Here is a 19,905-nt window from a genome sequence, read left to right as displayed (position 1 = left end):
CCGATCAATGCGCGTGCTCGGCAGAGGCCTTGCCCAGCTCGGCCCGCAACAGGAAGGAGCCCTCCCGGACATAGGCCTGCCCCGCCTGCAGGCCCGCCAGCACCTGGGTGGTCTTGCCGTCGCTGGCGCCCAACTGCACCAGCTGGGCCTTGTAGCCGCCCTCGGCCGGCACAAACACCACGCTCTCCTTGCCATCGGGCCGCTGGATGGCTTTGGCGTCCACCGCAATGGGGACGGGCGATTCAGATGCGAGCACTTCCACATCCACAAACAGGCCAGGCCGCCACACGCCTTGCGGGTTGGCCAGCGCCACGCGCGCCGGTGCCGTGCGGGTTTGCGCGCCAATCAGCGCTCCCACATAGGCAATCCGGCCCTCGGCCTCGGAGTCAAACGCCGTGGCACGCACGACGACCGGCGCGCCCATGCGCACATCGGGCAATTGCGGCGCGGCCACGCTGATCTCCGCCCAGACCGAGCGCAGGTCCGACACGGTGAACGAGGCCGTGCTGTCGGTCACCGATTCGCCGACGGTCAGGTGCTTCTCCACCACCATGCCGGCCAGCGGCGCGCGCAGCTCATAGCGGCTGGATACGCCCGCGCCCGCGCCAATGGCGGACAGCTTTTGCGCAGCATTGGCCACGGCGATTTCTGCCTCCTGCAGCGCTTGCCGAGCCCCCTGGTAGTCCTGCTCAGCAGATATCCGCTCCTGCCACAGCTGCTTCTCGCGCGCGTAGTTGCTCTGGGCAAAAGACAGCCGCCTTTGCGCCGTTTGCAGCTCGCTGCGCTGGTCCGACACTGCCGGGCTTTGGATGACGGCCAGCAACTGCCCCTTGGCCACCTGCTCGCCCAGCTGGGCGTGGACGGAGGCCACGACACCCGCTACGCGCGGCACCACGTGCGCGGTGCGGTCTTCGTCAAAGCGGATCTCGCCGGGCAGCAATACCTGCTTTTGGATGGACGCCGGCCCCGCCTGCTCCACCACCACGCCGGCCGCCTTGGCCTGCGCTGCGCTCAGCTTGACGAGGCCCTCGCCCGCTTCGTCGCCTTCGGCATGGCCGCCAGCGGCAGCGCCGTGCGCATCCTTGCTGCTGGCCTCGGTTTTGTCGGCATGGTGTTCACCATCGCCATGCTGGTCGGCTTCCTGGTGCGCATCGGCGCCCGCTTTGGCACCGGTCTTGGCAGCAGCTGCGCCATGGTGCTCGCCATCCTGGTGGGATGGCGCATCGCCATGGCCTGCTGCCGCTGCAGCGGGCGCTGCAGCCGCCGCGCCGGGGCCGCGCAACAAATAGGCGCCGCCGGCCACACCGGCAGCGGCCATCACCGCCGCGGCGATCCACTGTTTGGAGGAGCGGAGCGAGGTATCGAATGGGGTTTTCTCGGACATGGGTTCAGGTTCCTGTAGCGGCCGCCAGCGCTGGCGTGCCAAAGATGCGTTCAATCTCCGCACGGGCGCGGTGCGAGGCCATCAGCTGGTCCAGCAGTTGGCGCTGGCTGTCAAACAGGCTGCGCTGGGCGTCGAGCACATCCAGAAAGCTGAACTTGCCCAGCGAGAAGCCACGCACCGCCAGGTCATAGGCCGACTGCGCCGTGGGGATCACCTGGCTTTGCAGCAGCGCCACCTGCTGGTTGCTGCTGAGCCACTGCTGGCGGGCGGCGAACACCTGGGCCTGCAGCTGCAGGCGCTGGTCCTGCAGCTGCTGCTCGGCCTGGTCCACCTTGCGCAGCGCCTGCAGCTGGTTGCCGGCGTTGCGGTCAAACAGTGGCAAGGGGATGCTGACGCCAACAAACACCTGGTTGCGCCCCACATCCTGCGCGCGCTTGACGCCCAGGGTCACGGTAGGGTCCTGCACGCGTTTGGCACGCTCCAGCGCCGATGTGGCCTGGCTTTGCGCCAGCGCGCGCTGCGCCAGCACCATGGCGGGCGCCTCATCGAGGCGCTGGTCCAGCTGCTCGGCAGTCGGGGCCGCCGTGGTGGTCAAGAAGTCGCCGCTGGCCAGCCCCAGCTCCGTACCGCGCCCGCCCCAGAGCGCGGCCAGGTTGTGCTGCGCCACGCCGGTCAATGAGCGCGCCTGCTCCAGCTCCATCGCCGCATTGGCCTGCGCCACCTGGGCGCGGCTGGCCTCCAGCGGCGGCACCTTGCCGGCCTGCACGCGCTTGTTGGCGGCATCCAGCGCCTGGGTCGCCAGCGCATGGGTCTGGGTCGCAAAATCCACCCGCTGCTGGGCCAGCAGCAGCTCATTGAAGTGGATCTGCAGCTGGTAGCGCAAGGCCGCCAGTGCGGCCACGACACCGGCTTCGGCCGCTGACTTTTCGGTATCAGCCAGCTGCATGCGTGCCTCGCGCTTGCCGCCCAGCTCGATCAGCTGGTTGATCTGCACGGTGTGGGTGCGCGTCTCGCGGCGGGTGTCTTCGATGCTGACAGCCAGCTCCGGGTTGGGACGCGCCTGGCTTTGCACCACCAGGCCTTCGGCGGCAGCTGCGCCATGGCGGGCCGCCTGCAAACCGGGGTTGGCCGCCAGGGCCTTGTCCCAGGCGGCGGCCAGCGTGATCGCCGGGTTGGCCTGCGCCGGCGCAGAGGCCGTGGCTCGCTCCAGGCCTTGGGCGGGTGCCTGGGCCTGGGCCTGGGGCAGCCAGGCGCTGGCCAGCGCGGCGCTCAGCAGCCAGGCTGGCCATGCCGGGCCTCGATGGCCTGGTGTGTGAGGGGGATGGATGCCGGCCCGGGTGGGGACTGGCTGCGGGGTGGTCATGGTGGCTTCTCCTGTGGTGGCAGACCGCGCGCAACCTGGCCTTGGCAGCGCAGGGCCCGCCAGCGGCGGCCCGCACCGCAGGCCCCAGTTGCAGGCGGTATCCCTATGCGATGCCAGCGACTGTAGAAAGCGGCAACGAACACCAGGCCGACGGGAACATGACAAATTTGTAATCCATGCCCGCGCGCACCATCAGGGACAATGGCAGCCATGAGACTGCTGCTGATTGAAGACGAAGCCAAGCTCGGCGAGTACCTTCGCAAAGGTCTGGCCGAGGAGAGCTATACGGTCGATGTCGCCACCAACGGCATCGATGGCCTGCACCTGGCCATGGAGCTGGACTACGACCTGGTCGTGCTCGACGGCATGCTGCCGGGCATCGACGGTTTTGCAGTGCTGGCGGCATTGCGCCAGGCCAAATCCACCCCGGTGCTGATGCTGACGGCCCGCAGCGATGTGCAAGACCGGGTGCGCGGCCTGCAAAGCGGCGCCGATGACTACCTGATCAAGCCTTTTGCGTTTTCCGAGCTGGTGGCCCGCATCCAGGTGCTGCTGCGCCGTGCGCAGGCCCACCCGGCGTCGCCCGAGCCCACGGTGCTGCGCCAGGCCGATCTGGAGCTGGACCTGATCCGCCGCAAGGCCGTGCGCGCCGGTGTGCGGCTCGATCTGACGGCCAAGGAGTTCAACCTGCTCGCCTTGCTGCTGCGCCGCCAGGGCGAGGTGCTCTCGCGCACCGAGCTGGCCTCGCAGGTCTGGGACATGAACTTTGACAGCGAGACCAATGTGGTCGAAGTGGCCGTGCGGCGCCTGCGCATGAAGGTGGACCAGCCTTTTGCCGCGCCCTTGATCCACACCGTGCGCGGCATGGGCTATGTGCTGGAGAGCCGGGCCCAGCCATGACCCCGACTACCGCCGTACCGCACCTGGGGCGCCGGCTCTCGCGCTGGATGGCGCTGCTGTCGATGCTGGGCCTGGGCGCCGTCAGCCTGGTGGTGTTTCTGGTGTTCGACAACACCTTGTCAGCCCGCCAAAAGGAGATGCTGGACCAAAAGCAGCAGTCGCTGATGCATGTGCTGCGCGATGACAGCACGGCCCACCGCGACAAGGCGCTGGACCACCTGCTGACCGATTTTCTGGCCGGCCACGGCGACTATGCGATCCGCGTGGTGGACAACCAGGGCCATGTGCTGTTCGACAGCATCCCGCCCGACTGGAGCGGCCACCACACCATGCAGCGCAGTTTTGCCGTCGGCATCACCGCGCCCCAGTACCACCAGGCGCGCGCCGCCACCGCCACCTTGGTGATGGACCTGCGCCCCGACGAGGCCTTGCTGCGCGGCCTGGGCTGGACCTTGTTTGCGGCCATGGTCGCCGGCTCCTTGCTGCTGGCGCTGTTTGGCGGCCTGCTGGTGCAGCGCAGCCTGCAGCCCATCGCCTCGCTGGTCTCGCAGATCAGCCTGCTGTCGGCCCGCGATTTTGAGCGCCGACTCGACGGCAGCGGCCTGCCCCAGGAGCTGCAGCCCATCGTCACGCAGTTCAATGCCCTGCTCGACCGCCTGGCCGATGCCTACCGCCAGCTCGAAGCCTTCAACGCCGATGTGGCGCACGAGCTCAACACGCCGCTGGCCACCTTGATCAGCAGCACCGAAGTGGTCTTGCGCAAGCCCCGCTCGGTGGATGAGCTGCGCGATGTGCTGGAGTCCAACCTGGAGGACCTGCGCCGCATCGCCGCGATGGTGGGCGACATGCTGTTTCTCTCGCGTGCCGACCAGGGCGTGGGCGCGCGCGAGACCGGGGTCGTCAGCCTGGCCGCCGTGGCCCAGGATGTGGTGGAGTTCTATGAGGCCGTCGCGCTCGATGCCGACCTGCGCCTGGAAGTGCTGGGCGACGCGCAGGCCCAGGTCGATGCGCCGCTGGTGCGGCGCGCACTGTCCAACCTGCTGAGCAATGCCACCCGCTATGCGCTGGCAGGCTCTGCGATCCGTATCGACATTCGCACGCGCTGGCAGCACGAGCATGCCCATGCGGTCATCTCCGTGACCAACACCGGACCCGACATTGCGCCCGAACACCTGCGCCACCTGTTTGACCGCTTCTACCGCGCCGATGCCTCGCGCCACAACGCCGAGCGCCACCATGGCCTGGGCCTGGCCATTGTCAAAGCCATCGCCAAGATGCATGGTGGCTCGGTGTTTGCCCAGTCGCAGGGCGGCGAGACGACGTTTGGGCTGATTCTGCCGGTGGCGCCCGTCCTGTGACGGCGCGCTGCTTCTAGCCACACAGCGCGTTCGCCAACCGCCATCCCCATGGCTTGCCACCAGGCAGCATGCTTTGCACATATAATTAGCCACCTTACTATTAGCCACCACCATGCAACTCGCCCAAAAATACAATGCCCTGCTGGACGAAGCCCAGCGGCGCGGCATGCCCGATGTGGCAGGGATTCGCCTTTGCTTCCAGACGCTCACGCTGGCAGCAGACATTGACCGCGACTGCGCCCGCTTGCTGGCGCCGCATGGCCTGTCGGAAGGGCGCTTTGTGCTGCTGTTCCTGCTGGAGGCAGCGGCCGATGGCCTGGCGCCCAATACCTTGGCCGAGCGTGCGGGCGTGACCCGGGCCACCGTCACCGGCCTGCTCGATGGCCTGGAGCGCGAAGGCCTGGTTGCCCGCCATGCCGAGGCCAGCGACCGCCGCGCGCTGCGCATACGGCTCACCGGCAAAGGCCGGCAGCTGGCCCAACAGGTGTTTGCCCAGCACAGCCACTGGATCGCCGGGCTGTACGGCGGCCTGTCGGCCAGCGAGCGCCAGCAGCTGGCCCAGCTGCTGGACAAGGTGGCCCGCAACCTGGGCCAGGCAGCGCCATGAGCAACCCCCGCAAAGGCGCCAGCCGCGCTGCTGATATTCCCGCCGATGTGCTGCAAGCACTGTCCAACGGCGAAATCGCCACCGCCACGCTGGCCGAATGCACGGCGCTGGACCAGGCGCAGCTGCTGCGCACCGTCTTTCCCGGTCTCTCTGCCCAGACCCTGCAGCAAGCCGATGCGGCTTGCACGCTGGGCATTCTGGGGCGCATGGGCCGCATCGGCGAGCTGCTGCTGAATGCGCTGGGCGCCGAAGGCATCGCGCAGTGCCGCAGCCACCGGGCCGACACCGTGCGCGGCTGGGCCTGTTTTATGGTGGGTGCCCAAGTGGGGCTGGCCCTGCCGGCACGCCTGGCCGCCATTGAAAGCCTGGCCGACGATGGGCATTTTGGCGTGCGCGAATGGGCCTGGATGGCCTTGCGCCCGCATCTGGCCAGCGCTCTGGACGAGGCCATCGCACAGCTGCGGCCCTGGACAGCATCGCCGTCTGACAAGCTGCGCCGCTTTGCCTGCGAGGCACTGCGCCCGCGTGGCGTCTGGTGTGCCCATATCGCCGCGCTCAAAAAGGCGCCCGCGCAGGCCCTGCCGCTGCTGCAAGCGCTGCGTACTGACCCCTCCATCTATGTGCAGGATTCCGTCGCCAACTGGCTCAACGACGCCGCCAAGGACCAGCCCGGCTGGGTGCGCGAGCTCTGCAGCCAGTGGCTGGGCGATACGCCATCGCCCAGCACCGCACGTATCTGCCAACGCGCGCTGCGCAGTATTCGCTGAAATAAGCCCCAGCCATGTCTTGCTACCTTGTCGAACTCTACACCCCGAACGCCGCCTGGCAGGCGCTGCCTGCTGCACAGCGCCAGCAGTTTCTGGCCACCATCGGCCAGGGCCTGGGGCAGCTTTCCAGCCTGGGGATTGAACTGTTGTCGCTGGCAGAGACCGATGCCGCCATTGCGCAAGCCAGCCCGCACCAGTACCTGGGCATCTGGCGCTTTCCTGATCCACAAGCACGCGATGCCTTGCTGGCCGCGATCGAGGCCAGCGGCTGGTACCAGTACTTTGCGCATGTGAATGCCGCCAGTGGTACAGGCGCTGTGGATGCCCATCTGGCAGCATTGGCAGCGGCTTGAGGAACCGCCCTACTCAGGCATAGGCCTGTGCATCCTTGTCGGTGATGGCCCGCAGCACCCGCGCCGGGTTGCCGGCGCTCACCACGCCTTCGGGCACATCCTTGGTAACGATGGCGCCAGCCGCAATCACGCTGCCCGCACCGATGCTGACACCGGGCAGCACCTGCACGCCCGCCCCGATCCAGACGTTGTCGCCAATGGTGATGGGCAGGGCGAATTCCAGCCCCTGGTTGCGCCGCGCGGCATCGAGCGGGTGGCCGGAGGTGTAGAGGCCGACATTGGGCGCGATAAAGACGTTGTTGCCGATGCGGACCTTGGCGGCATCGAGGATGACCAGGTTCACATTGGTGTAGAAGTTGTCGCCAATCTCGATGTTGAAGCCGTAGTCGCACAAGAAGGGGCCATCGAACACGGGATTGCGGCCCAGCTTGCCCAGCAGGCCGCGCAAGACCGCTTCGCGCTCTGCACGCCGGTGCGCGCTAATTTGCTGGAAGGCACACAGCTTTTCCTTGGCGGCATCGCGCAGCTGCAGCACGCTGGGGTCATGGTTGGCGTCGTACAGCAGGCCGGCAGCGGCTTTTTCCATCTCGGTCATCGGTGTCTCTCGTCCTCTCGGTGGCAAAAGGACTGAGTCTAGCTGCTGCTTGGCTAGCTTCCGATGACCTGGCTGTGGATAGGCTTCAAGCGCCCGGCGCCGCAGCGGCCGGCGCAATGCGCAGCGGGATCGTCACCGGGCCGTCATTCATCAGGTAGACCTTCATGTCGGCGCCAAAGCGGCCCGTCGCCACCTCCGGGTGCTGCGCGCGCGCCTGCGCCACGACATAGTCGTACAGGCGCTCGCCATCGGCTGGGGGCGCGGCCTGGGTAAAGCTGGGGCGGTTGCCGCCGCTGGTGTCTGCCGCCAACGTGAACTGGCTCACGATCAGCAGGCCGCCGGCCACATCGACGACGCTCTTGTTCATCTTGCCGGCCTCGTCCTGAAAGATGCGCAGCTTGAGCATCTTGGCCAACCACTTGTCGGCTTCTGCCTGGCTGTCGCCGCGCTCGGCGCAGACCAGGGCCAGCAGGCCATGGCCGATCTGGCCGACCACCTGGCCGTCCACTTCAACACGCGCTTCGCGCACCCGTTGCAATACGCTGATCATCGGAGATTCTTGCTTCCGGAAAGGCGGCAGGCCAGGGCGCTGCAGCCGGGGTTCATGGTTCAGGGGCTGGGTGCATCGCCAACGCGCTGCACGGCCTCGGTCTGGGTTTGTACGCCCAGCGGCAACACTTCCATGCTGATGCGTGCCTGCGGCAGCTCCTGCAGCAAAGCGGCCTCCAGCTGCATGCGCAGCTGGGTGGCATGGGCGAGGGTCCAGCCGCCGGGCATGTGCAGGTGCATGTCGATAAAGTGCAGCGCGCCGGCGCGCCGGGTGCTGAGCTTGTCGCAATGCACAGCGCCGCCGGTTTGCGCCTCAAAGCTGCGCACGCAGTGCTCGATCTTGGCAAGGGTCTCCGCATCGATGGACTCGTCCATCAGGCCCTGCGACGAACGCCAGACCAGCTGGCCACCCTCTTTGAAGATATGCAAGGCCACCGCAATGCCCAGCACTGCATCGAGCCAATGCCAGCCCGTCAGCATTGCCAGCAGCAAGCCGCCGACCACACCGACCGAGGTCCAGACATCGGTCATCAGGTGGCGGCCATCGCCTTCCAGCGCCATCGAATGGTGCGCGCGGGCCGCCCGCAACATGACGAAGGCCAGCCCGCCGTTGAGCGCCGTGCTGAGCATGGACAGCGCAATGCCCCAGCCCAGCTGCTCGAGCGGCTGGGGATGGAGCAAACGGTCCACCGAAGCCCAGACGATGGCCATGGCCGCGCCAAAGATCAGCAGGCCCTCAAAGCCGGCCGAGAAGTACTCCGCCTTGGTGTGGCCATAGGGGTGGCCCTCGTCAGCCGGGCGCTTGGCAATGGTGACCATGCCCAGCGCAAACAGCGCGCCCACCAGGTTGACCAGCGATTCCAGCGCATCGGACAGCAGGCCCACCGAGCCGCTGACGGCCCAGGCGCTGGTCTTCAAGGCAATGGTGGCAATGGCCACCACCACCGAGATGCGCAGCAGGTTCTCGGGCGTGGTCCAGCGGCTGTGCGCTGCGGCGGGTAAGGCAGGTTTCATGGCGGGCGGGGTGCGGCCGGGTTTACAGCAGGCGCGCCTTGACAGTCTTGCCCTTGACCCGGCCGCTGTTGAGCCGGTCCACCGCCTGGTGGGCGATATCTCGGCTGACGGCCACATAGGTCGAGAAGTCGTTCACATTGATCTTGCCGATCTGCTCCTTGGTATAGCCAAAGTCGCGTGTCATCGCGCCCAGCACATCGCCGGCACGGATCTTTTCCTTGCGTCCGCCGATGATCTGGATGGTGCGCATCGCTGGCACCATGGGTTGGTTGGAGGCGGGGGTCAGCTCGCTCAGCGGGTGCCATTGCGACTCGCGCCCTTGCAGCAGCTCGATCTTGCCGACCGAGCCCATTTCGTCCATGCTGGCCAGGCTCAGCGCCAGGCCTTCGGCATCGCCTCGGCCGGTGCGGCCAATGCGGTGGATATGCACTTCGGCATCGGGCGTGGTGTCCACATTGATGACGGCGGCGAGGTTGGCGATATCGAGGCCGCGCGCGGCCACATCGGTGGCCACCAGCACGCTGCAGCTGCGGTTGGCAAACTGCACCAGCACCTCGTCGCGCTCGCGCTGTTCCAGCTCGCCAAACAGCGCCAAGGCGCTTACGCCCTGGGCCTGCAGCACCTCGACCAGGTCGCGGCACTGCTGCTTGGTGTTGCAAAAGGCGATGGACGATTCGGGCCGGAAATGCGCCAGCAGCTGCGATACGGCATGCAGGCGCTCGGATTCCTTGACCTCGTACCAGCGCTGCGCGATCTTGTGCGCGCTGTGCTGCGAGGCGACCTTGACGGTCTGCGGATCGCGCATAAAGCGCTCGGCCAGCTGGGCAATGCCCTCGGGGTAGGTGGCCGAGAACAGCAGGGTCTGGCGCTCGGCCGGGCATTGGCTGGCCACGGTGACGATGTCGCCATAAAAGCCCATGTCCAGCATGCGGTCGGCCTCGTCCAGCACCAAGGTGTTGAGCGCGGCCAGGTCGATCACGCCGCGCTCCATCAGGTCCATCACCCGGCCCGGGGTGCCAACGATGATGTGGGCACCGTTTTCCAGGCTGGCGATCTGGTTGCGCGAAGGCACACCGCCATAGACGGTGACGACCTTGATGTTCTCTTCGGCGCGCGCCAGGCGACGGATTTCGGTGGCGACCTGGTCGGCCAGCTCACGGGTGGGGCAGAGCACCAGCGATTGCACGGCAAACCAGCGCGGGTTCAGCCGGGCGAGCAGGGCCAGGCCAAAGGCGGCCGTCTTGCCGCTGCCGGTGCTGGCCTGGGCAATGACATCCTTGCCTTGCAGCGCAAAGGGCAGGCTGGCCGCCTGGATCGCCGTCATCTGCGTGTAGCCCAGCTGCTGCAGATTGGCCTGCATGGTCTGGCCCAGGGGCAGTTGGCTGAAAGAGCTGGCGTCCGCTGCGTTGGCGGTGGTATTTGGTGCATTCATGGCGCAATTATCCCGCGCCCGGCCTGGCAGCCGCTGGCGGCCCTGCGGGTACCCCTGAATCCGGCCTTGGCGCCGCCGGCCACCGGTGCCGACTGCCAGCAACACCGGGCCCTGATTTGTCATGCCAGGGCCCCAAAGCAGATGCACAATGGTGCATGACCTTTACCAAACCTGCCTTTACCGCACCGACCAGCCACCGCACGGCTTCCTCCGCGCTGGCGCAGGTCCAGGCCATCTATGCCGAGCAAATCGGCTTTCTGCGCCAGGCCATGCAGCGCTTTGTAGCCGGCGAGACTCCGGCGGCCCCCTACCGCGCCTGCTACCCCTTTGTGCGCCTGCACACGCGCACCGTGGCCCGGGCCGACAGCAAGCTCGCCTATGGCTTTGTCGAGGGCCCCGGCCACTACGAGACCACGCTGACCCGCCCCGACCTGTTTGCCAACTACTATGCCGAGCAGTTCCGGCTGCTGATCGAGAACCACGGCGTGGAGCTGGAGGTGGGCACCAGCAACCAGCCCATCCCCATCCATTTCTCGTTTGCCGACAACGACCATATCGAAGGCCAGCTGAGCGCCGAGCGCCGCATGCTGATGCGCGATGTGTTTGACCTGCCCGACCTGCATGCGATGGACGACGGCATCGCCAACGGCACCTGGGAGCCCAAACCGGGCGAGGCGCATCCGCTGTCGCTGTTCACCGCGCCGCGCATGGACTACTCGCTCCAGCGCCTGCGCCACTACACCGGCACCCTGCCCGAGTGGTTCCAGAACTTTGTGCTGTTCACCAACTACCAGTTCTATATCGACGAGTTCATCCGCCTGGGCCGTGCCGAGATGGCCAACCCGGACAGCGAGTACATCGCCTTTATCGAGCCGGGCAATGTCGTCACCCGCCGCCAGGGCCTGGCGCCCGAAGCGGTGGACGCGCTGGGCAACCCGCCGCCGCGCCTGCCGCAGATGCCCGCCTACCACCTGGTGCGCGCCGACCAGTCGGGCACGACCATGGTCAACATCGGCGTGGGCCCGGCCAATGCCAAGACCATCACCGACCATATCGCCGTGCTGCGCCCCCATGCCTGGATGATGCTGGGCCACTGCGCCGGCCTGCGCAACAGCCAGCAGCTGGGCGACTATGTGCTGGCCCATGCCTATGTGCGCGAGGACCATGTGCTCGACGAAGAGCTGCCGCTGTGGGTGCCCATCCCGGCGCTGGCCGAGATCCAGGTCGCCCTGCAGCAGGCGGTGGCCGATGTCACCCAGGTGCCCGAGGACGACCTCAAGCGCTTCATGCGCACGGGCACTGTGGCCAGCACCGACAACCGCAACTGGGAGCTGCTGCCCGACAACACCCCCCAGCGCCGCTTTAGCCAGAGCCGGGCCGTGGCGCTCGATATGGAAAGTGCCACCATTGCCGCCAATGGCTTTCGCTTTCGCGTGCCCTACGGCACCTTGCTGTGCGTGAGCGACAAACCGCTGCACGGCGAGATCAAACTGCCCGGCATGGCCAACCACTTCTACCGCGAGCGGGTGGACCAGCATCTGCGCATCGGCATGCGTGCGGTCAACATCCTGCGTGAAGGCGGCGTGGACCGGCTGCACAGCCGCAAGCTGCGCAGCTTTGCCGAGGTGGCTTTCCAGTAAAAGCCGCATCGGCAGCGCCCCTACTCCAATGCCAGCACAAGCGTGCTGGCTTTTTTACTTATGGGGAACTACCTAACTGCAAACCCTGTGGATAACTGTGGGCGTCACTTCCACAATGGTCGGCGGGCCGTAAAGAAGCCTTTGCGCCCGCACCATAACAACCAGGAGACACAGTGACCACAACCATCCTCCCACCCCTGCGGCGCTTTATCCCTCTGACGGCCGTCGCCAGCGCGGTCCTTGCGCTGTCCGCTTGCGGCAGCGGCGGCTCCCACAGCTTTAACTTTGACGAGGCCAGCCTGGCGCTGGCCAAGCAGCAGGTGGCGGCCAGCCAGATCGGCCTGCCCACCAGCGGAGCCACGGTGACCTCGACCGAAACGCCAACGGCTGCCAGTGGCGCGCAGCCGCCCGCCTCGGTACGGGCCAATATCTCGATCGCCCCGGTCGACCCCGGCGCCCCGGCCATCAAGATGGGCCTGCTGCTGCCCAAGGAGTGGAACGGCAAGGTGGTGATGGTGGGCGGCGGCGGCTACAACGGCGTGATGCCCAGCCTCTACACCTACCCGGCCGCCCCCGCCAGCCAGGGTGCCTACCCGCTGCTCAACCAGGGCTATGCGGTGTTTGGCAGCGACTCGGGCCACCAGGCAGGGGCTGCCGGCAGCCGCGACGGCAGCTTTGGCACGAATGACGAAGCGGTCGCCAACTTCTCGGGCGCTGCACTGAAAAAGGTCAGCGACGTGGCCGATGTGCTGGTGACGCGCTTTTACGGCAAAAAGCCGGACAAGCGCTACTTCATGGGCGGCTCCACCGGCGGGCGCGAAGCACTGGCCGTGGCGCAGAAATGGCCGTCCGACTGGGATGGCGTAGTCGCCTGGTACCCGGCCTGGAATGCGGCCAGCCTCGATCTGCAGTTTGGCCGCATCAGCCGCGCCTTTGCCCAGCCCGGCGCCTACCCCAGCCTGGGCCAGCGCAAGCTGCTGCGCCAGGCGGCGCTGGAGAAGTGCGATGCGCTCGACGGCGTGCAGGACGGCGTGGTCAGCAATGTGGCGGCCTGCAACAGCCAGTTTGACCCTGCTACCGCTACGCTCAATGGCCAGCCGCTGCGCTGCCCTGGCGGCGCGAGCCAGGAGGGCTGCCTGTCCGACGCGATGATCAGCGCGCTCAAGACCTACAACAGCGAAATCCGCTTCAGCGCGCCGCTGGGCAGCGGCGAGACGCAGTACCCCGGCTTCAACGTCTGGGGCTCGGAGCTGGGCGAGGAAGGCAGCAGCCCGCTGCAGCCCACCGTCAACCTGCTGGCGATGAACACCACCGCCCCGGCCAGCCCCGCGCCGCTCACCGCCCCGTACTGGGCCGTGTTCTGGGACCAGTGGGTGCGCTATTTTGTGACCCGAGATGCCAACTTTGACGCGCTGTCACTGGACCCGCAAAACCCCGGCGCCTGGAGCGACCGCATCAACCAGCTCACCAAGCTGCAGGACATCAACAGCACCGACCTGTCGGCCTTCAACAAGCGCGGCGGCAAGCTGCTGATGGCCCATGGCACCGCCGACGTGCTCGTCAGCACCCGCGCCACCGCGCAGTACTGGCAGCGCCTGGAGCAGACCATGGGCGCCCCTGCCGTCAAGGGCTTTGCCCGCTACTACGAAGTGCCCGGTTACGGCCATGCAGCCAGCACCGCCTTCAATGCCAACTGGGACTCGCTCAAGGCGCTGGACCAGTGGGTGACCGCTGGCACCGCGCCTGGTGCCCAGGTGGTCAGCGACACCGCTGGCGTGCCGGGCCGCACCCGGCCGCTGTGCGAGTACCCGACCTGGCCGCGCTACAAGGGCAGTGGTGATGTGAACGTGGCCGACAACTACAGCTGCCAAACCAACTAAAAGCGGCCTCAGCAAGCCAGCAAAACAAAAGCATCTGGACGCCCTTCTCAAGGGCAGCCAGATGCTTTTTTATCGGATAAATCTAATGCGGTGCTGAGCGCTCGCTCAGCAGCCGTTTACTCCGCCACGCGGGGCTTGACCAGCGCTGCCGCCTTTTTGGCGTTGTCGCGCGCGGCATCGGTATCGGCCGCGCGGGCCAGCGCCACGCCCATGCGGCGGCGGCTAAAGCTCTCGGGCTTGCCAAACAGGCGCACCTCGGTGCCGGGGATCTGCAAGGCGGCATCGACGCCGTCAAACACAATGCCCTGGGCATCGACACCGCCGTAGATCACGGCGCTGGCGCCAGCGGTCTTCAGGCTGGTGTCCACCGGCAGGCCCAGGATGGCGCGGGCATGCAGCTCGAACTCGTTTTGCCACTGGGTGATCATGGTGACCATGCCGGTGTCATGCGGGCGCGGGCTCACTTCGCTGAACCAGACCTGGTCGCCCTTGACGAACAGCTCCACGCCAAACAGGCCCAGGCCAGCGGGCTCGCCGTTCAGGCCGGAGCCCAGGTCGCTGGTGATGGCACGGGCAATGTCCTGCGCCAAGGTCAGCGCAGCGGGCGCCATGCGCGCGGGCTGCCAGCTCTCCACATAGTCGCCCTGCACCTGCACATGGCCGATGGGCTCGCAGAAATGGGTTTCGATCTGGCCGGCCGCATTCTTGGCGCGCACGGTCAGCAAGGTGATTTCGTAGTCAAAGTCGATAAAGCCTTCGACGATGATGCGGCCGCCCTGCACCCGGCCACCTGCCATCGCGTAGTTCCAGGCCTTTTCCACATCGGCCGGGCCATCGATCTTGCTCTGGCCCTTGCCCGAGCTGCTCATCACCGGCTTGACCACGCAGGGGTAGCCAATGCCGCCATCGATGGCGGCCTGCAGCTCGGCCAGGCTGTCGCAGAACTGGTAGGGACTGGTGGGCAGGCCCAGGGTCTCGGCGGCCAGGCGGCGGATGCCTTCGCGGTCCATCGTCAACCGGGTGGCGCGGGCCGTCGGCACCACGCGCACGGTGCCAGCGGCCTCCAACGCCTGCAGCGCGGGCGTGGCAATGGCTTCGATCTCGGGCACCACCAGGTCGGGCTTTTCGGCCTCGATCAGCGCCGTCAGCTGGGCCGGGTCGCTCATCGTGATGGTGCGGGCATGGTGCGCCACCTGTTGGCCGGGCGCGTTGTCATAGCGGTCCACCGCCACCGTCTCCACGCCCAGGCGCTGCAAGGCAATCAGCACCTCCTTGCCCAGCTCGCCGCTGCCCAGCAGCATGACTTTGGTTGCGTTCTTGGTGAGCGGGGTGCCGAAGGTGGTCATATCAGGTCGTGTCAACAAAGGGGCTGCGGCGCAGCGATGGGGGGCATTTTAGAACCCTCGCCTATCCCCGCGCTCTGTCGCCCAGTTTGTGCCGCACTGCAACACCAGCCGCTATGATCTTGGCACCGGGCTTGCCGATAGGCACTGCAGGGCGGATGCAGGCCAGCCCCTCTCCCAGCAACAGGACCCAAGGAAGACAGATGACGATCCAGACCGTAGGCGTAATTGGTGCAGGCACCATGGGCAACGGCATTGCGCAGACCTGCGCGGTGGCCGGGCTGAATGTGGTGATGGTGGACATTTCGGAGGCGGCCGTGCAAAAGGGCCTGGCAACGGTGGGCAGTAGCCTGGACCGCCTGATCAAGAAGGAAAAGATCAGCGAAGCCGACAAGGCCGCCGCCCTCGCGCGCATCCAGGGCAGCACCCGCTATGAAGACCTGCAAAAGGCCCAGCTGGTGATCGAGGCGGCCACCGAGAACTACGAGCTCAAGCTCAAGATCCTGCAGCAGGTCGATGCGCTGCTCGACCCTTCGGTGCTGCTGGCCTCGAACACCTCGTCGATCTCGATCACCCAGCTGGCAGCCGCCACCAAGCGCGCGGACAAGTTCATCGGCATGCACTTCTTCAACCCCGTGCCGCTGATGGCGCTGGTCGAGGTGATCCGTGGCCTGCAAACCAGCGATGCCACGCACGATGCGGTCAAGGCGCTGGCCGAGAGCCTGGGCAAGTCGCCGATCAGCGTGAAGAACTCGCCCGGCTTTGTCGTCAACCGCATTCTGGTGCCGATGATCAACGAGGCCTTCTATGTGCTGGCCGAAGGCATTGCGTCGGCCCAGGACATCGATGACGGCATGAAGCTCGGCTGCAGCCACCCGATTGGCCCGCTGGCCCTGGCCGACATGATCGGCCTGGATGTCTGCCTGGCCGTGATGGAGGTCTACCTGAAAGACTTTGGCGACAGCAAATACCGCCCCTGCCCGCTGCTCAAGGAAATGGTCGCCGCCGGCCAGCTGGGCCGCAAGACCGGCAAGGGCGTCTACAGCTACGCCTGAGCGCGCGCGCCCGCGCTGCCCAGCGATCCCTGCCCCATGTCCGCGCCACGCCGCACCCCGATCTGGAAAAAGGCCCTGCCGGTGACTGCACTGGTGCTGGCCCTGGTGGCCTGCATGGCCGGCTTTCGCCTCTGGAAGCAGCAGCTCGAAGAGGCGCCGGTCGATGCGCTCTACCGCGACTACCTGGCCTATGTGGCCGCCCGGGTGCCGGCCGCCGATCTGCACCTCAAGCGCTACTACCAGCGCTATGGGCGCGACACGGTGGCGGCCAAGCATTTCAAGCCCATCTGCCGCAGCGTGACGGCCATGGCGGACCAGCAGGCGCTGGACCTGGGCGCCAGCGAGTGGCACACCCTGGCCGGCAGCTGCCGCACGCGGCTGAGCAACGACGAGATCCACCTTCTGCCCTGAGCAAACACCTCATCACATACAACAGAGACAAGCATGCCAACACCCAACCTCTTCAAAAAAGCCATGGCCGCCGGCCAGGCGCAGATCGGCCTGTGGTCGGCCTTTCCCTCGCCCTACATCACCGAGCTGCTGGCCGGTAGCGGCTATGACTGGATCATGCTCGACACCGAGCATTCGCCCAACGATGTGCCCCAGGTGCTGCAGCAGCTCCAGGCGGTAGAAGCCGCCCTGCAGCCCCGCCCGACCAGCGCCGTGGTGCGCCCGGCCTGGAACGATCCAGTCCTCATCAAGCGCTACCTGGACATTGGCGCCCAGACCATTCTGATCCCCTTTGTGCAAAACGCCGACGAGGCCCGCGCCGCCGTGCAGGCCATGCGCTATGCGCCCCAGGGCATTCGCGGCATGGGCGGCTCGATGCGCGCCAGCAACTTTGGCCGCGACATGCAGTATGTGGACGATGCCGACAAGGAGCTGTGCCTGCTGGTGCAGGTGGAAACCGCGCAGGCGCTGGACCAGATCGAGGCCATCGCAGCCGTCGATGGCGTGGATGGCATCTTTATCGGCCCGGCCGATCTGTCGGCCAGCATGGGCTACCCTGGCCAGCCGCGCCACCCGGTCGTCAATGCCGCGATTGACAACGCCATCACCCGCATCCGCGCGGCCGGCAAGGCCCCCGGCATCCTGATGGTGGACGAGGCCCGCGCCCGCGAATGCCTGGCGCTGGGCGCGCAGTTTGTCGCCGTCTCGATGGACCTGATCCTGCTGCGCACCGCTGCCGATGCGGTGGCGGCCAAGTTCAAGGACAGCAGCGGCCAAGTGGTGCAGACGGCTTACTGAGAACGCTAGGCGACCCAGCTTCCGTCTGAGACGCGGGTTGCCTCTTCCTAAGACGAATCCAGGGCCCCTGCACCGGCCCTTGCCAAACACCCTGCTCCCGGCAGGTGATTCCCCAATTAAGTTGCACACAATTTAATTGAGCACGATAATTCAACCCATGCCCAACGCCACCCCTGCCACTGCCCACAACGCGCTGCTGCTCGACCAGCAGCTGTGTTTTGCGCTGTACTCCAGCTCGCTGGCGATGACCAAGCTGTACAAGCCCTTGCTCGAACCATTGGGTTTGACCTACCCGCAGTACCTGGTGCTCTTGGTACTGTGGGAGGGCGATGGCTGCATGGTCTCCGAGCTGGGCGAGCGTCTGTATCTGGATTCGGGTACTTTGACGCCGCTGCTCAAGCGCATGCAGACCGCAGGTTGGCTGCAGCGCCAGCGTGACAGCGACGATGAGCGCCGTGTGCGCGTGTATCTGACGGAGGCCGGCCGCCAGCTGCGCGAGCAAGCCGCGGCCATCCCTGCCTGTGTGCTCGCGCACAGCCAATGCACGGTGCAGGAGCTGCAGGCATTGACACAACAGATCCAACAGCTGCGCAGCCGACTGGCCGCGCCGCTGCCCGCCGCTTCTTGATGAAGCATGTTTTTTCGTTCCACCCTTGACCAGGAGTTCACCATGGCTACTCTCGAAAAAGTTCTGTACACCGCCCACGCACACACCACCGGCGGACGCGACGGCGCATCGCGCACCAATGATGGCCGCCTGGATGTGCAGCTGTCCTCGCCCGGCACCAGCGGCCAGGGCACCAACCCCGAGCAGCTGTTTGCCGCCGGTTATTCCGCCTGCTTTATCGGCGCGATGAAGGCCGTGGCCGGCAAGCAAAAGCTCGCTCTGCCCGATGGCCTGTCGATCGACGCCGAAGTGGACCTGGGCCCCATCCCCAATGCCTACGGCATCGCTGCCCGCCTGACGGTCAACCTGCCCGGCATGGACAAGGCCGTGGCCGAAAAGCTGGTGCATGACGCCGACCTGGTCTGCCCTTACTCGAACGCCACCCGCGGCAATATCGACAAGACCCTGACCGTGGTGGTCTAAGTCGCGCAGTTCAACGATTGACGCTCTCCAGTGCAGCCGGTGCATGCCTTGCATGCCCGGCTTTTTTGCGTCTCCGTGGTCAAGATGGCCGTCACAAGATGGGCGCACAATGGCGGTATGCACGATACCGATGACTATCCGCCCAGCAGCCCCGCGCAGGAACATGCCTATGCCGCGCTGACCCCCGATGTGGTGCTTGACGCACTGGCGTCGGTGGGCCTGTGGGGCGATGGCCGCCTGAACCCGCTGTCTTCCTACGAAAACCGCGTCTACCAAGTCTGGCTGGAAGACGGCAGCAAGGTGGTCTGCAAGTTCTACCGCCCGGGCCGCTGGAGCGATGCGGCCATTGCCGAGGAGCACCAGTTCTCCCAGCAGCTGGCCGACGCTGAAGTGCCCGTGGTTGCGCCCCTGCAGCTGGGCGGCCACAGCCTGCTGCAGCATGGCGGCTTTCGCTTTTCCGTATCGCCCTGGCGGGGCGGGCGCCAGCCCGATCTGGACGACTGGGAGGTGCTCGAATGGGTGGGGCGCTTTCTGGCCCGCATCCACACCGTGGGTGAGGCCCGGCCCTTTGTGCACCGCCCCAGCATCAACGCCCAGGACTTTGCCCGCGAGCCCCACGACTGGCTGATGGCCCATGGCGCCATCCCGCCCGGCCAGCGCAGCGCCTGGAGCGATGCCTGCCGCCGCGCCACCGACAAGATCTGCGAGATCATCGACCCGGGCAACGGCAGCGGCCACTTTGCCGCAGGCAGCTACCGCAGCCTGCGCCTGCATGGCGACTGCCACCCGGGCAATGTGCTGTGGGTGCCGCCCGAGCACCAGGGCGGCGGCCCGCATTTTGTCGACCTCGATGACACGCGCAGCGGCCCGGCCGTGCAGGACCTGTGGATGCTGCTGTCGGGCGACCGCCAGCAGCAAAGCGCGCAGCTGTCGACGCTGGTCGAAGGCTATGAACAGTTCCGCCCCTTTGACCGGCGCGAGCTGGCACTGATCGAGCCGCTGCGCACGCTGCGCCTGATCCACTACAGCGCCTGGCTGGCGCGGCGCTTTGACGACCCGATCTTTCCGATCCACTTCCCCTGGTTTGGCAGCGAGGCCTACTGGCAGGAGCAAACCCAGATGCTGCAGGCGCAGCTCATCGCGATGGATGAGCCGCCGCTGTACGTTTAAGCGCCACCCGTTTTTTAAAGAGCCGCTAACATGGCCCAGCAAACCAAAGGTTTGCGATTGAGACTAGGCGTCCCCGACTAGGCGTCCCCGACTAGGCGTCAAGCCGCAGGCAGTACAGTAGTACGACAAGGCTTGGCGCGGCCGGCGAGGCAACGAC

20 protein-coding genes are annotated in these 19,905 nt (G+C 66.6%); 13 read left to right on the top strand and 7 right to left on the bottom strand.

The genetic code is table 11. From position 1 onward, the window contains the following. Positions 1–4 precede the first annotated feature (4 nt). Both WH265_RS14830 and WH265_RS14825 read right to left on the bottom strand, forming a co-directional pair. Entirely contained in the window at positions 5–1,384 is a 1,380-nt protein-coding gene (locus WH265_RS14830; RefSeq protein ID WP_339558777.1) for an efflux RND transporter periplasmic adaptor subunit, read from the bottom strand. Positions 1,385–1,388: 4 nt separating this feature from the next. After that, positions 1,389–2,747 (bottom strand): TolC family protein, encoded by a 1,359-nt coding sequence (locus WH265_RS14825; RefSeq protein WP_339558776.1) that lies wholly within the window; start codon positions 2,745–2,747, stop codon positions 1,389–1,391. Positions 2,748–2,957: 210 nt separating this feature from the next. Here WH265_RS14825 and WH265_RS14820 point away from each other — a divergent pair, with 210 nt between their 5' ends. The 5 genes from WH265_RS14820 to WH265_RS14800 all read left to right on the top strand — a co-directional run bounded on the left by WH265_RS14820 (position 2,958) and on the right by WH265_RS14800 (position 6,732). Then, entirely contained in the window at positions 2,958–3,647 is a 690-nt protein-coding gene (locus WH265_RS14820; RefSeq protein ID WP_027010427.1) for a heavy metal response regulator transcription factor, read from the top strand. Next, positions 3,644–5,005: a heavy metal sensor histidine kinase gene (locus WH265_RS14815; protein ID WP_339558775.1), complete on the top strand. Its 1,362-nt coding sequence runs from the start codon at positions 3,644–3,646 to the stop codon at positions 5,003–5,005. Before WH265_RS14820 ends, WH265_RS14815 begins: the two co-directional genes overlap by 4 nt. A 112-nt stretch (positions 5,006–5,117) precedes the next feature. Beyond that, a complete protein-coding gene (locus WH265_RS14810) occupies positions 5,118–5,612 on the top strand; it encodes a MarR family winged helix-turn-helix transcriptional regulator (protein ID WP_339558774.1) in 495 nt (164 codons plus the stop codon). Next, a complete protein-coding gene (locus WH265_RS14805; protein ID WP_339558773.1) occupies positions 5,609–6,379 on the top strand; it encodes a DNA alkylation repair protein in 771 nt (256 codons plus the stop codon). The genes WH265_RS14810 and WH265_RS14805 overlap by 4 nt, the downstream gene beginning before the upstream one ends. A 14-nt stretch (positions 6,380–6,393) precedes the next feature. Beyond that, the gene (locus WH265_RS14800; RefSeq protein WP_339534746.1) at positions 6,394–6,732 is read left to right on the top strand and encodes a DUF6616 family protein; all 339 of its coding nucleotides are present in this window, start codon (positions 6,394–6,396) and stop codon (positions 6,730–6,732) included. 13 nt (positions 6,733–6,745) lie between these two features. Here WH265_RS14800 and WH265_RS14795 read toward each other — a convergent pair whose 3' ends face one another. From WH265_RS14795 to dbpA, 4 genes are all read right to left on the bottom strand, one after another. Beyond that, positions 6,746–7,327 (bottom strand): sugar O-acetyltransferase, encoded by a 582-nt coding sequence (locus WH265_RS14795; protein WP_339558772.1) that lies wholly within the window; start codon positions 7,325–7,327, stop codon positions 6,746–6,748. A gap of 85 nt (positions 7,328–7,412) precedes the next feature. Next, positions 7,413–7,877, bottom strand: coding sequence for a D-aminoacyl-tRNA deacylase (dtd, locus tag WH265_RS14790; protein ID WP_339534742.1), 465 nt, complete (start codon positions 7,875–7,877; stop codon positions 7,413–7,415). A gap of 59 nt (positions 7,878–7,936) precedes the next feature. Next, on the bottom strand, positions 7,937–8,890 hold the full coding sequence (locus tag WH265_RS14785; RefSeq protein ID WP_339558771.1) for a cation diffusion facilitator family transporter: 954 nt from the start codon (positions 8,888–8,890) through the stop codon (positions 7,937–7,939). 22 nt (positions 8,891–8,912) lie between these two features. Then, positions 8,913–10,322 carry an ATP-dependent RNA helicase DbpA gene (gene dbpA / locus WH265_RS14780; protein WP_021024953.1) on the bottom strand — a complete coding sequence of 470 codons (1,410 nt, stop codon included), beginning with the start codon at positions 10,320–10,322 and terminating at the stop codon, positions 8,913–8,915. Positions 10,323–10,477: 155 nt separating this feature from the next. Between dbpA and WH265_RS14775 the strand changes: the two genes are divergently transcribed. Further along, positions 10,478–11,962 carry an AMP nucleosidase gene (locus WH265_RS14775; RefSeq protein ID WP_021024952.1) on the top strand — a complete coding sequence of 495 codons (1,485 nt, stop codon included), beginning with the start codon at positions 10,478–10,480 and terminating at the stop codon, positions 11,960–11,962. Positions 11,963–12,135: 173 nt separating this feature from the next. Further along, positions 12,136–13,842 (top strand): tannase/feruloyl esterase family alpha/beta hydrolase, encoded by a 1,707-nt coding sequence (locus WH265_RS14770; RefSeq protein ID WP_339558770.1) that lies wholly within the window; start codon positions 12,136–12,138, stop codon positions 13,840–13,842. A gap of 116 nt (positions 13,843–13,958) precedes the next feature. Here the strand turns inward: WH265_RS14770 and purT are convergent, their stop codons facing one another. Further along, positions 13,959–15,188, bottom strand: a complete 1,230-nt coding sequence (gene purT / locus WH265_RS14765; RefSeq protein ID WP_339558769.1) for a formate-dependent phosphoribosylglycinamide formyltransferase — start codon at positions 15,186–15,188, stop codon at positions 13,959–13,961. A gap of 155 nt (positions 15,189–15,343) precedes the next feature. Here purT and WH265_RS14760 point away from each other — a divergent pair, with 155 nt between their 5' ends. The 6 genes from WH265_RS14760 to WH265_RS14735 all read left to right on the top strand — a co-directional run bounded on the left by WH265_RS14760 (position 15,344) and on the right by WH265_RS14735 (position 19,748). Next, entirely contained in the window at positions 15,344–16,240 is an 897-nt protein-coding gene (locus tag WH265_RS14760; RefSeq protein ID WP_148293008.1) for a 3-hydroxybutyryl-CoA dehydrogenase, read from the top strand. 36 nt (positions 16,241–16,276) lie between these two features. Then, the gene (locus WH265_RS14755) at positions 16,277–16,651 is read left to right on the top strand and encodes a hypothetical protein (protein ID WP_339516308.1); all 375 of its coding nucleotides are present in this window, start codon (positions 16,277–16,279) and stop codon (positions 16,649–16,651) included. Positions 16,652–16,684: 33 nt separating this feature from the next. Then, complete coding sequence (locus WH265_RS14750) at positions 16,685–17,488, top strand: HpcH/HpaI aldolase family protein (RefSeq protein WP_021024947.1); 804 nt, start codon at positions 16,685–16,687, stop codon at positions 17,486–17,488. Positions 17,489–17,645: 157 nt separating this feature from the next. Next, complete coding sequence (locus WH265_RS14745) at positions 17,646–18,116, top strand: MarR family winged helix-turn-helix transcriptional regulator (RefSeq protein ID WP_021024946.1); 471 nt, start codon at positions 17,646–17,648, stop codon at positions 18,114–18,116. A gap of 42 nt (positions 18,117–18,158) precedes the next feature. After that, the gene (locus tag WH265_RS14740; protein WP_027010425.1) at positions 18,159–18,578 is read left to right on the top strand and encodes an organic hydroperoxide resistance protein; all 420 of its coding nucleotides are present in this window, start codon (positions 18,159–18,161) and stop codon (positions 18,576–18,578) included. Positions 18,579–18,695: 117 nt separating this feature from the next. After that, positions 18,696–19,748: a serine/threonine protein kinase gene (locus tag WH265_RS14735; protein WP_339558768.1), complete on the top strand. Its 1,053-nt coding sequence runs from the start codon at positions 18,696–18,698 to the stop codon at positions 19,746–19,748. Positions 19,749–19,905 lie beyond the last annotated feature (157 nt).

Source organism: Comamonas sp. MYb396 (assembly GCF_037479555.1).
GTDB lineage: Bacteria > Pseudomonadota > Gammaproteobacteria > Burkholderiales > Burkholderiaceae_C > Comamonas.
The sequence above is the reverse complement of the archived record's forward strand: the minus strand, read 5'-3'. Positions and strand labels throughout refer to the sequence as shown.